General features: G+C 71.9%; 10 protein-coding genes and 1 pseudogene. 6 read left to right on the top strand and 5 right to left on the bottom strand.

From position 1 onward, the window contains the following. Together FNH08_RS52345 and FNH08_RS29395 are read right to left on the bottom strand one after the other, a co-directional pair. Positions 1-863: pseudogene (locus tag FNH08_RS52345) on the bottom strand (hypothetical protein); the annotation flags it as partial. A gap of 163 nt (positions 864-1,026) precedes the next feature. Continuing rightward, complete coding sequence (locus FNH08_RS29395) at positions 1,027-1,278, bottom strand: helix-turn-helix domain-containing protein (RefSeq protein WP_152774562.1); 252 nt, start codon at positions 1,276-1,278, stop codon at positions 1,027-1,029. 74 nt (positions 1,279-1,352) lie between these two features. On the opposite strand from FNH08_RS29395, the gene map reads away from it, so the two are divergent. The 3 genes from map to FNH08_RS29380 all read left to right on the top strand — a co-directional run bounded on the left by map (position 1,353) and on the right by FNH08_RS29380 (position 5,600). Further along, on the top strand, positions 1,353-2,120 hold the full coding sequence (map, locus tag FNH08_RS29390; RefSeq protein WP_152774561.1) for a type I methionyl aminopeptidase: 768 nt from the start codon (positions 1,353-1,355) through the stop codon (positions 2,118-2,120). Positions 2,121-2,233: 113 nt separating this feature from the next. After that, positions 2,234-2,755, top strand: a complete 522-nt coding sequence (locus tag FNH08_RS29385; RefSeq protein ID WP_152774560.1) for a GNAT family N-acetyltransferase — start codon at positions 2,234-2,236, stop codon at positions 2,753-2,755. Between the two features lie 289 nt (positions 2,756-3,044). Continuing rightward, the gene (locus FNH08_RS29380; protein ID WP_152774559.1) at positions 3,045-5,600 is read left to right on the top strand and encodes an ATP-dependent Clp protease ATP-binding subunit; all 2,556 of its coding nucleotides are present in this window, start codon (positions 3,045-3,047) and stop codon (positions 5,598-5,600) included. An 80-nt stretch (positions 5,601-5,680) separates the two neighbouring features. On the opposite strand, the gene ggt is transcribed toward FNH08_RS29380, so the two are convergent. Beyond that, complete coding sequence (ggt, locus tag FNH08_RS29375) at positions 5,681-7,483, bottom strand: gamma-glutamyltransferase (RefSeq protein ID WP_152774558.1); 1,803 nt, start codon at positions 7,481-7,483, stop codon at positions 5,681-5,683. 315 nt (positions 7,484-7,798) lie between these two features. Between ggt and FNH08_RS29370 the strand changes: the two genes are divergently transcribed. Next, positions 7,799-8,557 carry a hypothetical protein gene (locus tag FNH08_RS29370; protein ID WP_152774557.1) on the top strand — a complete coding sequence of 253 codons (759 nt, stop codon included), beginning with the start codon at positions 7,799-7,801 and terminating at the stop codon, positions 8,555-8,557. 116 nt (positions 8,558-8,673) lie between these two features. Then, the gene (locus FNH08_RS29365; protein ID WP_152774556.1) at positions 8,674-10,242 is read left to right on the top strand and encodes an alpha/beta fold hydrolase; all 1,569 of its coding nucleotides are present in this window, start codon (positions 8,674-8,676) and stop codon (positions 10,240-10,242) included. A 49-nt stretch (positions 10,243-10,291) separates the two neighbouring features. On the opposite strand, the gene FNH08_RS53235 is transcribed toward FNH08_RS29365, so the two are convergent. Both FNH08_RS53235 and FNH08_RS29360 read right to left on the bottom strand, forming a co-directional pair. After that, positions 10,292-10,414 (bottom strand): hypothetical protein, encoded by a 123-nt coding sequence (locus FNH08_RS53235; RefSeq protein ID WP_265579809.1) that lies wholly within the window; start codon positions 10,412-10,414, stop codon positions 10,292-10,294. A 189-nt stretch (positions 10,415-10,603) separates the two neighbouring features. Then, positions 10,604-11,044, bottom strand: coding sequence for a DUF6278 family protein (locus FNH08_RS29360; protein ID WP_152774555.1), 441 nt, complete (start codon positions 11,042-11,044; stop codon positions 10,604-10,606). A gap of 192 nt (positions 11,045-11,236) precedes the next feature. Here FNH08_RS29360 and FNH08_RS29355 point away from each other — a divergent pair, with 192 nt between their 5' ends. After that, the gene (locus tag FNH08_RS29355) at positions 11,237-13,012 is read left to right on the top strand and encodes an SGNH/GDSL hydrolase family protein (RefSeq protein WP_322725679.1); all 1,776 of its coding nucleotides are present in this window, start codon (positions 11,237-11,239) and stop codon (positions 13,010-13,012) included. Positions 13,013-13,032 lie beyond the last annotated feature (20 nt).

Raw genomic sequence — 13,032 nt, 5'->3', positions numbered from 1 at the left:
GGAGCGCTCCCGTCGCGGTCGGGGTGTGGGCCGAGGCCGGGGGCGGCTCGGTCCGGCTGGTCGAGGCCGACGGGGGCGTGCACGGCGAAGGCTCCGGCGGCATGAGGGCCGGTTTCCACCCGGCGGCCGCTCTCGTCCGGGCGCCCGGCGCCCGCCGCTGCTGCTGCCGCGGCCGGGTGTTCGTGGTGGTCCGGCGTCTCGCCCGTACGGCCGTGACGGTCCCGTACGTCATGGGTGCGGGTCTGGTCGTCCTCCCACAGGCCGTGGGTGCGCCCGCCGCGGTCCGGTACCCGGAAGACGGCTCCGGCGGCCGCGTCCCGGAAGTGCGGCGCGCCCTGCGCCGGTGTGCGCGAGGCACGGCGGTCGAGGGACGTGAGGCGGGCCCGGAGCTCGGCGCAACGGGCCGTGGCGCGTTCGTGGTCGTCGTGGGCCCAGGCCAGGTCGAGGCGGAGGGACTCGGCTTCCTCCGGGGTGGCGGCCGTCGGGAGCCGGTGGGACAGCTCGGCGACGCGGTCGGCGGCGCGGCGCTGTTCACGGATCATGGCGCCGAGGCGGTCGCCCAGGGCGTCACGGGAGCCGGGGCGGGAGTCGTGGGCGGCGAGCGCGGCGCCGTGCAGGGCTCGGGCCCGCTCGGCCTCCTGGGCCGCGGCGGCGGGACCGTATGCGGTGGCGAGGTCCTGAAGGAGCGCCTCGACCACGTCCCAGGGCGGTACCTCCAAGCCGTCGAGGCAGGCGCGCATCCCCTCGGGGTCCCGCTGCCAGAACACCGCGCACCAGCCGTCGGCCGGATCGAGCCGGGTCAGCAGCTTGTTCAGGTAGCTCGCGAACTCCCTCGCCTGCGCGGGGAGTTGGTCCACAGCCATCTCTCGACTCCCGCCAGACTGGAGTGCTCCGATGCCGTAGACAACACCAGCTGTGTTACAGGAGTGCTACGGGGAGTTTTCAGAGGCGACGCAGTGTGCTCTGCGGGGTCGGGTGATACCCGTGCGTGACCCGTTCGAGGCCGGGGCCGGTGCTCCAGCAGTACTAGACCGCGGTCGGCACGCACCGGCCGACGAGGTCGTCCATCGACAGACCGAGCACCTGGGCCAGCGCCGCCACCGTGAAGAACGCCGGGGTCGGGGCGCGGCCGGTCTCGATCTTACGGAGAGTCTCGGCGGAGATCCCGGCGGACGTGGCGATCTCCGCCATGCTCCGGTCGCCACGGGCTTCGCGCAGCAACCTCCCGAGCCGCTCGCCGCGCTCACGCTCTTCGGGGGTCAGGGGGTTGCGGACCATGTCCCCATTCTAATACCGATCCCCGCCGACCGGACCGTTATAGTAATTGGACTCCGAGCGGTATAGTAATTGGCATGGTGGAACTGAAGACGGACGCGTCGATCGACGCGATGTACGCGGCGGGACAGGTCGTCGGGCAGGCACTCACGGCGGTACGGAAGGCCGCCGAGGTGGGAGTCTCGCTGCTGGAGCTGGACGAGGTGGCGCGGGAGGTGCTGCGCCAGGCGGGCGCGGGGTCGCCCTTCCTCGGCTACCGGCCCTCCTTCGCGCCCACGCCCTTCCCGGCGGTGATCTGCGCCTCGGTCAACGACGCGATCGTGCACGGCATCCCGACGGCGTACCGGCTGCGGGACGGCGACCTGGTGTCCATCGACTGTGGTGCCGAACTCGGCGGCTGGGCCGGGGACTCGGCGATCAGCTTCGTCGTCGGCACACCGCGCCCGGCCGACCTGCGGCTGGTCGAGACGGCCGAGCGCGCGCTGGAGGCGGGCATCGCGGCCGCGGTGGTCGGCAACCGCATCGGCGACATCGCGCACGCCATCGGCTCGGTGTGCCGCGCGGCAGGGTACGGCATCCCGCAGGACTTCGGCGGGCACGGCATCGGGCGCCGTATGCACGAGGACCCTCCGGTGCCGAACGAGGGCCGTCCCGGCCGGGGGATGCGGCTGCGGCACGGGATGGCGCTGGCGATCGAGCCCATGGTCATCGGCGGGGGTGGCGACGGGTACCACGAGGCGGTGGACGGGTGGACGCTGCGGACGAACGACGGGTCGCGGGCGGCGCATGCGGAGCACTCCGTGGCGATCATGGATGCGGGACCTCGGGTGCTTACTGCGCGGTGAGCGCCGTTGGGGTTCTGTGCGTTTGCGGGCGCGGGTCCGTTGTGGCTGGTCGCGCAGTTCCCCGCGCCCCTTACAGGGGCGACTCCCCCGGAGTGGCGCAGTTACCCTGCCCTATGCGCTTCAGGAACGGCACCCGCGCCGACAGTGACCGCATCGCCGCGTTGCACACCGCCAGCTGGCGCGATGCGTACGTCGGTCTCATGCCGCCCGAGTTCCTGAACGGGCCCTTGGCCGATTCGCACCGCGCCAAGTGGCGGGCGCGTACGGAAGATGCCTCGGGGCGGTGGCTGATGCTGGCCGAGGAGGGGGACGAGCTGGTCGGGTTCATCCATCTCGACACCGTTCGCGACGGGCGCGTCCACGTGGACAACCTGCACGTCCGGCCCGGGCGCACAGGCACCGGGATCGGGTACCGCCTCCTGCGTCGCGGCTTCGCCTGGGCCGCCGACGCGCACCCGGGGCGGGACGTCTTCCTCGAGGTGCTGCGGGGCAACGCCCGTGCGATCACCTTCTACGAGCGGGCGGGCGGCCTGGTCACCGCCGAGCGCCCGCTGACCGTCGCTCCGGGCATCGAGGTCGGTGAGATCGAGTACATCTGGACTGCCGACGCGGTCGGCCGTCTCGCGGCACTCTGACACCGGGCGCGGTCAGGTGTAACACGGACGTGACCGGGCACTCGCCTGCCGAACGACACCTCGATCGGCGAGGGCGCCCGGGGCCGGGGCCAAGCGGGTCCGGGGACACGCGGGTGCGTTCCCGCGTCGTTCGGTGCGTGCTCTCGGCGTGCCGGACGAAGGTCCTCGTAGCGGAGCTACTTGGGCCTTTGGCTGGTGCGGCGAGAGTGCGTGCCGGGCGGCGTGGGGGCGTGGCTGCGTGTCCCCGGGGTCGCTTGCACCGGCCGCGGGCCCCCGGAACGGATGGCCAATGACCAGCGGGTTTCCCGGTCCGCAGGGCTACGGCCCGGACCCCTTCGGAGAGTTCCTGGCACGCTTCTTCGGCGGGCCGCACCCCCAGCGCGTCGACATCGGACGGCTGATGAGCAGGCAGGCCAGGCAGCTGGTCGCCGACGCGGCCGCGTACGCGGCCGATCACGGCAGCAACGACCTCGACACGCAGCATCTGCTGCGCGCGGCGGTCGCCATCGAACCCACCCGAAGTCTGCTGGCCGGCGCCGGCGCCGATCCCGACTCGCTGGCCACCGAGATCGACGAACGCATCGGTCCGGCCGGACAGCAACAGGGCGACAGTCCGTCGCCCGCGTCGCTCGCCCTGACCCCGGCGGTCAAGCGGGCCCTGCTGGACGCCCACGAGCTGGCCCGGGTCCGGGGCTCCGGCTACATCGGCCCCGAGCACGTCCTCACCGCCCTGGCCGCCAACCCCGACTCGGCGGCCGGGCACATCCTGAACGCCGCCCGGTTCTCACCGCCCTCGCTGCCGCCCGAGGCGCCGGAGGCTTCGGCGGCGGGCTACCCGCCCGGCGCCCAGCAACGCCCCGACCGTCAGCAGCGCGGCCCCACGCCGACGCTGGACAAGTACGGCCGCGATCTGACCGACCTCGCCCGGCAGGGCCGTATCGACCCCGTCATCGGCCGGGACGAGGAGATCGAGCAGACCGTGGAGGTGCTGTCCCGGCGCGGCAAGAACAACCCGGTGCTCATCGGTGAGGCGGGCGTGGGCAAGACCGCGATCGTGGAGGGCCTCGCCCAGCGCATCGCCGACGCGGACGTGCCCGACGTCCTGGCGGGCCGGCGCGTGGTCGCCCTGGACCTGTCCGGCGTGGTCGCCGGGACCCGCTACCGGGGTGACTTCGAGGAGCGGCTGACGAACATCGTCGACGAGGTCCGGACGCACTCCGACCAGCTGATCGTCTTCATCGACGAGCTGCACACCGTGGTCGGCACCGGGTCCGGCGAGAGCGGGTCGATGGACGCGGGCAACATCCTCAAGCCGGCCCTGGCGCGTGGCGAGCTGCACATCGTGGGCGCCACCACGCTTGAGGAGTTCCGCCGCATCGAGAAGGACGCGGCCCTCGCCCGCCGCTTCCAGCCGATCATGGTGCCCGAGCCGACCGTCGCGGACGCGCTGGAGATCCTGCGGGGCCTCAGCGACCGCTACGAGGCCCACCACCAGGTCCGCTACACCGACGAGGCGCTGGTGGCGGCCGTGGAGCTGTCCGACCGCTACATCGCCGACCGGCAGCTCCCGGACAAGGCCATCGACCTGATGGACCAGGCGGGCGCCCGCGTGCGGCTGCGGGCCGGGACGAAGGGCACCGACGCCCGGGCCCTGGAGCGTGAGATCGAGCAGCTGACCCGGGACAAGGACCAGGCGGTCGCGAGCGAACAGTACGAGCAGGCCACACAGTTGCGCGACCGCATCGTCGAGCTGAAGAAGAAGGTCGGCGACGCCGGGACCGAGGTGCGGTCGACCGACGACGGGCAGCATCTGGAGGTCACCGCCGAGGACATCGCCGAGGTGGTCTCCCGCCAGACCGGCATCCCCGTCAGCAGCCTCACCCAGGAGGAGAAGGAACGTCTGCTCGGCCTGGAGGAGCACCTGCACCAGCGGGTCGTCGGGCAGGACGAGGCCGTGAGCGCGGTGTCCGACGCGATCCTGCGGTCACGGGCCGGTCTGGCCAGTCCCGAACGGCCCATCGGCAGCTTCCTCTTCCTCGGCCCGACCGGCGTCGGCAAGACCGAGCTGGCCCGCGCGCTCGCGGAGGCGCTGTTCGGCAGCGAGGAGCGGATGGTGCGGCTCGACATGAGCGAGTACCAGGAGCGGCACACCGTGAGCCGTCTGGTCGGGGCGCCGCCCGGGTACGTCGGTCACGAGGAGGCCGGTCAGCTCACCGAGACCGTGCGCCGTCACCCGTACTCGCTGCTCCTGCTGGACGAGGTGGAGAAGGCCCACCCGGACGTCTTCAACATCCTGCTGCAGGTCCTCGACGACGGGCGGCTCACCGACGCCCAGGGCCGGACCGTGGACTTCACCCACACCGTCATCGTGATGACGAGCAACCTCGGCTCCGAGGCGATCTCGCGGCGCGGTTCCGGGTTGGGCTTCGCCTCGGGCGGCGCCGAGGCCGACGAGGAGGCTCGGCGCGAGCGGATCCTGCGCCCGTTGCGCGAGCACTTCCGCCCGGAGTTCCTCAACCGCGTCGACGAGATCGTCGTCTTCCGTCAGCTCACCGACCAGCAGCTGCGGCGCATCACCGACCTGCTGCTGGAGCGGACCCGGCGCCGGCTGCACACGCAGGGCGTCACGATCGAGTTCACCGAGCGGGCCGTGGACTGGCTGGCCCGCCACGGCCACGAGCCGGAGTACGGGGCGCGGCCGCTGCGCCGCACGATCCAGCGGGAGGTCGACAACCATTTGTCGCGGCTGCTGCTGGATGGCCGGCTTTCGGCTGGCCACCGGGTGCTGGTGGATGCCGCGGACGGCGGGCTGACGTTCGACACGCCGGCTGCGGCATCCAGTTGACTGCTGCGTCTCGTCTGCCGGGTTGGGGTGCTTGGGCGGCTGCGGGTGCGTTGGGGCTGGTCGCGCAGTTCCCCGCGCCCCTAACGGGGCGCCGGCCTCACCACCATCGCCGACCCTCCACCCCGCCGTACCGTCTCCGCCGCCGCCAGCCACTTGCCGTTCGGCAGGCGCTGGACGCCCGTCGCGGCGCCGATCTCGGGGTTCTGGCGGAAGCCGTGGCCGATGGTCTCCAGCTTGGTCTTCAGCGGGCTGTTCCACAGGCCCGGTTCGAGTTCGGTGGTGGTCTGGTTGCGCTGGCTGGCGCGCGGCGCGGCGATCGCGTCGACGAGCGGCAGACCGCGGTCGAGGAAGCCGGTCAGCGTCTGCAGGACCGTCGTGATGATGGTCGCGCCGCCGGGTGAGCCGAGCGCCACCACGGGCTTGCCGTGCTTGTCCAGCACGATCGTCGGCGACATCGACGAGCGCGGACGCTTGCCCGGACCCGGCAGGTTCGGGTCGTGGACGGCCGGGCTGGCCGGGGTGAAGGAGAAGTCCGTCAGCTCGTTGTTGAGGATGAAGCCGCGGCCCGGGACGGTGATGGCGCTGCCGCCGGTCTGTTCGATGGTGAGCGTGTACGCGACGACGTTGCCCCACTTGTCGGCCACGGTGAGGTGGGTGGTGCTGTCGCCCTCGTACGTCGTCGGGGCGGCCGTGCCGCTGGTGTCGCAGGCCGACGGGTTGCGCGGGTCGCCCGGCGCGACCGGGCTGGTGAGCACCGCGTCGTCCTTGATCAGGCACTCACGCGAGTCGGCGAACTTCTGCGACACCAGTTCCTTCGTCGGTACGTCCTCGAAGGCGGGGTCGCCCACCCAGCGCCCGCGGTCGGCGAACGCGATCCGGCTCGCCTCGATGTAGCGGTGCAGGTACTGGACGTCGCTCGCCTTCGAGAGGTCCGTCCTCTCCAGGATGTTGAGCGCCTCGCCGACGGTCGTGCCGCCGGACGAGGAGGGTGCCATCGCGTAGACGTCGAGGCCGCGGTACGAGGTCTTCGTGGGCGCCTGGCGCTTCGTGCGGTACGCGGAGAGGTCCTTCAGCGAGAGGTCGCCGGAGCGGGCGTTCCAGTTCGAGTCCGGGTCCACCGGCGGCTCGTTGACGGTGTCGACGATGTCGTCGGCCAGCTTGCCGCGGTACAGGGCGCCGACGCCCTTGCGGCCCAGTTCCTCGTACGTGCGGGCCAGGTCGGGGTTCTTGAAGGTGGAGCCGACGACGGGCAGCTTGCCGTCCGGCAGGAACAGCTCGGTGGTGTCCGGGAAGTACCGGAACCGCGTCTCGTTGGACGCGGTCTGCGAGCGGAAGGTCTCGTCGACGGTGAACCCGTCGCGGGCGAGTCGAACGGCGGGCTTGAGCAGGGTGGAGAGCCGTTTGCTGCCCCAGCTGTCCAGCGCCGCCTGCCAGGTGGCGGGGGTGCCGGGCGTACCGACGCTCAGGCCGCTGCTGACCGCGTCGGCGAAGGGGATCGCCTTGCCGTTCTCCACGAACAGGTTCTCGTCGGCGGTCCGGGGCGCGGTCTCGCGGCCGTCGACGGTGTGCACCTTGCGGGACTTCGCGTCGTAGTAGACGAAGTAGCCGCCCCCGCCGATGCCCGACGAGTACGGCTCGGTGACGCCGAGGGCCGCGGCCGTGGCGACCGCCGCGTCGACCGCGTTGCCGCCGCCGCGCAGGACCTCGATGCCGGCGGCCGAGGCGTCCGGGTCGACGCTCGACACGGCGCCGCCGTAGCCGACGGCCACGGGCTCCTTCTCAACGCCGTCCTGCCCGGCGGAGGGTGGCGCCGCCGCCCCCACCGACATCACCGCGGCCGAAACCGCAAGAACCGCCAGCCTCCGTGCGACGGGGCGAGTCATCCGCTACCTCCCGTTGACAACCGTCCGCGCAGCGTAACCCGGTTGCCATGGGCGCGTCAGGACTCTCCCGGACAGTGTTCGGGCGCGCCCAGCCCCTGGCGTCACATTCCCGTCGTCCGCCCGAAGGGCGGGCCCCGTGGCGGCTGGTGCGTGCGATCGCAAGGCGCCGGAAAGTCCTCGAAGGGGGTCCCCCCGCGCGAGCGAAGCCGAGCGTGGGGGAGGAGCTACTAGGGCTTTCCGGCAACGCCGCGAGCGTGCGTGCCAGCCGCCACGGGGCAGACGGGAATGTGACGCCAGGGGCTACCATGCGCGCCCATGAATGACGACGTGCGCACCCTTGTCCTCGTGGTGATCGTCGCGGTGATCGCCGCCGCGCTGGGCTGGATCGCCCGGAGCTACCTGTGGAACCGGAAACTCCGCCGTAAGCAGGCCTTCTTCGGGTTGCCCGAGAACGCCGAGTCGCTGCTGGTGGTCAACCGCGAGGCGGCGGGCGGTCCGGACCTGACGGTGACCCGTCATGACGTGTCCGCGCTGCTCGAACTCTCCGCACTCATCAAGGACTGCGGCGCGGGCGCGCAGATCGTCGCCCACGACGCGACCCAGCAGGGCTTCGGGGAGCGGACGGAGTTCTGCGTGGGTCACCCGGCCCCCAACCGCCGGATGGCGGCCCACCTGGCGTCGCTGCTGCCCGGTGTCCAGGTGAACTCCGATCCCGAGCCGGGCCCGGACCGGGGCGCGTTCCTGATCGGCAAGGAGCAGTACCGGCTGGAGGCGGGCCGCAGCGAGTACGTGCTCCTCGCCCGGCTCACCGCGGACCAGGGGCACACGGCCCGCCCGGTCTTCCTGTTCTGCGGCCAGCGCGCGATCACCACCCAGGCCGCGACCCGCTACCTGTCCCGCAACCACGAGCGCCTGGCGCGCAAGCACGGCAACAGCACCTTCGTCCTGCTGCTGAAGGTCGTGAACTCACAGGCGTACGGTCCGGACGTGGTCGAGTTGGTCGCCGATGTGACGAAGGCGGCGCAGACGCCCATACCGGCGGTGGTTCCGCGCAATCAACACCGCGCCTCCTGAATTTCAACACTTTTCAACTATCGTTACCTGTACGTAACTTACCGACGGGTTACCTTCGGTAAACGGTCGCGGTTACCGTCGGGTCACTTTGCACTGACACGAGTGAGGAGTGACCCATGGGACCCGGTCGCAACGCGCTGCGTACGTCCGCCGTCGGTGCCGTCTCGGCGACACTGATCGCCGGGACGTTCGTCGGCCTGGCCCCGGCCGCCCAGGCCGCCACCCCGTCCGTCCGTTTCGTCGACATCACCGGCGACGGCGGCACCACCCTCAAGGCCAACGTCGTCACGCCCGCGGACGCCGACGGCTCGCGCGCGTACCCGCTCATCGTGCTGCCCACGAGCTGGGGCCTGCCGCAGGTCGAGTATCTGGCCCAGGCCCAGAAGCTCGCCGACTCCGGCTACGTCGTGGTCAGTTACAACGTGCGCGGCTTCTGGCAGTCCGGCGGCCAGATCGAGGTGGCGGGCCCGCCCGACATCGCCGACGCATCCAAGGTGATCGACTGGGCACTGGCCAACACCCCGGCCGACGCGCGGAAGGTCGGCATGGCCGGTCTGTCGTACGGCGCCGGGATCAGCCTGCTCGCCGCCGCGCACGACAAGCGCGTCAAGGCCGTCGCCGCGCTGAGCGGTTGGGCGGACCTCATCGACTCGATCTACTCGGGCCGCACCCAGCACGCCCAGGCGGCCGCCCTGCTGGACGGAGCCGGGGAGATCACCGGTCGCCCGAGCCCCGAACTCCGGCAGATCTTCGCGGACTTCTTCTCCTCCAACCTGGCGAAGGAACAGAGCATCATCGACTGGGGGAAGAAACGTTCCCCCGCGACCTACGTCGACAAGATCAACACCAACGGCGCGGCGATCATGCTGGCCAACGCCTGGGGCGACTCGATCTTCCCGCCCAACCAGTACGCCGACTTCTACGAGAAGCTGACCGGCCCCAAGAGGCTGGAACTGCGCCCCGGAGACCACGCCACCACCGAGATCACCGGACTGCTCGGCCTGCCCAACGACGTGTGGACCGACACCGAGCGCTGGTTCGGCCACTACCTCAAGGGCGAGAACAACGGCATCGACCGAGAGCAGCCCGTGCGGCTCAAGTCCCGCTCCTCGGGCGGCTACGAGGGCTACCCGGACTGGAAGTCCGTCAGCGCGACGAACAGGAAGATCGCCCTCTCGGGCACCACCACGATCAACGCCAACGTCAACTCCGGCGCGGACGGCGGCACCATCTTCCTGTCCAGCGTCCTCGACCAGGTGGCCCAGCTGCCCCCGATGGCCTCGATCCCGCTGCTGCCCCGCCGGTGGGCCGCAGTGTGGCAGTCGGAGAAGTACGCCGCCGCCCAACAGGTTCGGGGCACCGCCACGTTGCACACGACGGTCACCAGCACCGAGGAGAGCGGCACCCTCGTCGCATACCTCTACGACGTGGGGCCGCTCGGCCTCGGCAAGCTGGTCAGCAACGCGCCGTACACCTTCCACGGGCAAACGCCCGGCAAGCCGTTCGGCGTGGACCTGGAGTTGTTCTCCACGGCCTACGACGTTCCGGCAGGTCACCGTCTCGCCCTCGTCGTCGACACGGTCGACCCGCTCTACATCGAGCACAACCCGTCCGGCGCGCAGCTGACCTTCTCCTCGCCGCGGCACGATCCCTCCTATGTGTCGGTGCCGCTGCGCGAGCAGTGATCTCCGGCTGCCACCGGTCGGGCCTGGCCTTGTGAGCTGCTGCCCTCCCCTACGGTCCCGGGTCCCGAACGGGGGTGGACGGCACATCGTAGTCGACCGACTGGCGGGTGACGGTGGGGTGTTCGACCGTACCGGGACCATCGCCGCCGTCGGTCGAGAGGTGTCCTGTCATGAAGTCCGCTCCCCCGTTCCGTGGCACGTCCCGCCCTGTTCGCTCTCGCCCGTATCGCCGAAACCGCAAACTACCGGACAGGAATGGACGGGATAAGCGACACGCATCGGTCACGAGTTAGCCGTATTTGCGGAAGAAAGGCCCGGTGACCCGCCTGGTTCCCCCCGGTTGCGGGCCCGGTGCTCCCTCCTACCCCTCCGCCACCTCGGCGTAGAGCTGCGAAAGCTGCGGTGCCCCGTTGGCCGCCCAGTCATGGCCGCTGGCGACCACGTCGATCTCCCGGCCGGTGGCCATCCGCACGACGGGCCGGCCGCTCGCCAGGATGGCCCAGCCCGTCCCGGGGACCGTACGCACGATGACGGTGCCGAGGTACAGCCCCGCGTCGTTGCCCAGCCACGGCAGCATCTCCTCGTCGTCGCGCCAGCGCGGCACGAGCTGGTCGAGCGCTTCCAACGAGGCGGCGGTGTCGTCGAGTTCGACGCCCGCGTCGTCCGCCTGCGCGCGCAGCACCTCGCACTCGGCGAGGAGCTCCGCGATCCCCTCGTTCTCGCCGTCACCGCCGGGGGCCACCGCGACACCGAAGGCGGGTCCGTGCTTCTTGCGCCAGTTACCCAGGAAAGGGATGCCCATACCGCCAGCGTCGCATTCGCGCCCCCCGGCGCACCACAGGCGCGCGGAACCGTCCGCTCCCGTGGGCTCCGCCCCCACGGCGTTCCGGTGGAGTTCGCCGTGAGTTCGCGCACGCCTCATTGACGGGTTTCTGACACGTCCTTAGCTTCAGGACGCAACTGTCACGTCAGTGGTACAGGAGAGGGGTCGCGCGTGCGTCGACGCGTGTGGGGTACGGCTGTCGTGTTCGGCCTGTTGGCGGCGGTCACGCCGGTCGCGTCAGCCCGGGCCGCCGGGACCGCGGGCACGTCCGGTGCCGGTCCGCTTCCGCTGGAGCGGCACTTCGACAACAGGGCTGTCAGCGACGACGCCCGGCCGGGCGAGGCGGACTTCGACGGCTCAGGTGCCTCACTGTCGGCCCAGGACCTGACGGCCGCGGGCTGGGCGCCCGGGCGCTCGCTGACGGTGCAGGGCGCCCGCCTGACCCTGCCGCGCCGGGCGGCGGGGCAACCGGACAACGTGCGCGCCGACGGGCAGTCCGTACGGGTGCGGGGACGCGGCGACGCGCTCGCCTTCCTCGTCGCGGGCACGGGCGGCACCGACACCGGTGGCACGGGCACGGTGCGGTACACCGACGGCACACGCTCCTCGTACCGTCTGACCGCCTCCGACTGGCGCACCGGGCCGCTCGCCACCAAGGCGGTGGCGCTCGGGCACGTCAACACGCCGGGCGGCCAACTCGCCGAGAAGGCACGGCTGTACGTGGTGACGGTTCCGGTCGTGCGCGGGCGTGAGGTGGCGTCGGTGTCACTGCCGCGCAGCCCCGACCTGCATGTCTTCTCGCTGTCGGTGCGGCCCATGGCTCGTGGCTGGTCCGGGAGCTGGGCCGCGCCCTCCTCCGGCTACACGGCTGTCGGGCCGTGGACGGACCGGACGCTGCGGCTCGTGGTGCACACCTCCGTGGGCGGGCCCCGGGTGCGGATCCGGCTCGACAACACCTTCGCGGGCGCGCCGGTGCGGATCGGGAGCGCGACCGTGGCCGTGCAGGCCGAGGGGGCCGCCGCGGGGAGCGCGCCCGTGCCGCTGTCGTTCGGCGGTGCGGCGGGCACCGACATTCCGGCGGGGGCGCAGGCCTTCAGCGACCCGCTGGGCTTCGAGGTGCCCGCGAACGCCAACCTCCTGGTGAGCTTCCACCTGCCGGGGACGGTCACGGCGGCGCCGGTGCACCGGATGGCCATGCAGACCTCGTACGTCAGCGAACCGGGCGACCACGCGGGCGAGGGCTCGGCGGCGGCGTACACCTCGACGATCACCACGTGGCCGCTGCTGACCGGGGTGGACGTGGGAGGCGGGCCGGGGTCCGTCGTCCTGCTCGGTGACTCGATCACCGACGGCGACAAGTCCACGATGGACGCCAACCGCCGCTGGCCCGACGTGCTGGCCTCCAGACTGCGGCAGCAGAACGCGGTCCCGCGCTACGGGGTCCTCAACCAGGGCATCTCGGCGAACCGCGTGGTCGCCGACCGCTACCCGGGCGACGGGGTCTCGACCGACGCGGGCGGGGTCAGCTCCCTGAACCGCCTCGACCGCGATGTCCTCGCCCAGACCTCCGCCCGTACCGTCGTCGTCTTCCAGGGCGTCAACGACGTCCGCTGGGGCGCCACGGCGGACCAGGTCATCGCCGGACTGCGCGAGATCGCGGCCAGGGGGCACGCGCGAGGGCTGCGCGTGCTGGCCGCGACGATCGCGCCGTGCGAGGGCGAGGCGCGGTGCACGGCGGCCGCGGACGCGGAGCGCTCCGCGGTGAACACGTGGATCCGGGGTGCCGAGGAGTTCGACGGCGTGTTCGACTTCGACGCGGTGTTGCGGGACCCGGAGCGCCCCTCGCGGATGCTGCCCGCGTACGACAGCGGGGACCATCTGCACCCGGGGGACGCGGGGCTCGCTGCGCTGGCGGAGTCGGTGGATCTGCGGGTGCTGGTGCCCTAAGTCCTGGGGGCTCCGCCCCC

Source organism: Streptomyces spongiae (genome assembly GCF_009377185.1).
GTDB lineage: Bacteria > Actinomycetota > Actinomycetes > Streptomycetales > Streptomycetaceae > Streptomyces > Streptomyces spongiae.
Note: the sequence above shows the minus strand (reverse complement) of the source record. Positions and strands in the feature narration are given on the sequence as shown.

Bases quoted from the DNA above. Each gene is read 5' to 3' on its own strand.
- FNH08_RS29395 (WP_152774562.1), bottom strand. From the start codon at position 1,278: ATGGTCCGCAACCCCCTGACCCCCGAAGAGCGTGAGCGCGGCGAGCGG.
- map (WP_152774561.1), top strand. From the start codon at position 1,353: ATGGTGGAACTGAAGACGGACGCGTCGATCGACGCGATGTACGCGGCG.
- FNH08_RS29385 (WP_152774560.1), top strand. From the start codon at position 2,234: ATGCGCTTCAGGAACGGCACCCGCGCCGACAGTGACCGCATCGCCGCG.
- FNH08_RS29380 (WP_152774559.1), top strand. From the start codon at position 3,045: ATGACCAGCGGGTTTCCCGGTCCGCAGGGCTACGGCCCGGACCCCTTC.
- ggt (WP_152774558.1), bottom strand. From the start codon at position 7,483: ATGACTCGCCCCGTCGCACGGAGGCTGGCGGTTCTTGCGGTTTCGGCC.
- FNH08_RS29370 (WP_152774557.1), top strand. From the start codon at position 7,799: ATGAATGACGACGTGCGCACCCTTGTCCTCGTGGTGATCGTCGCGGTG.
- FNH08_RS29365 (WP_152774556.1), top strand. From the start codon at position 8,674: ATGGGACCCGGTCGCAACGCGCTGCGTACGTCCGCCGTCGGTGCCGTC.
- FNH08_RS53235 (WP_265579809.1), bottom strand. From the start codon at position 10,414: ATGACAGGACACCTCTCGACCGACGGCGGCGATGGTCCCGGTACGGTC.
- FNH08_RS29360 (WP_152774555.1), bottom strand. From the start codon at position 11,044: ATGGGCATCCCTTTCCTGGGTAACTGGCGCAAGAAGCACGGACCCGCC.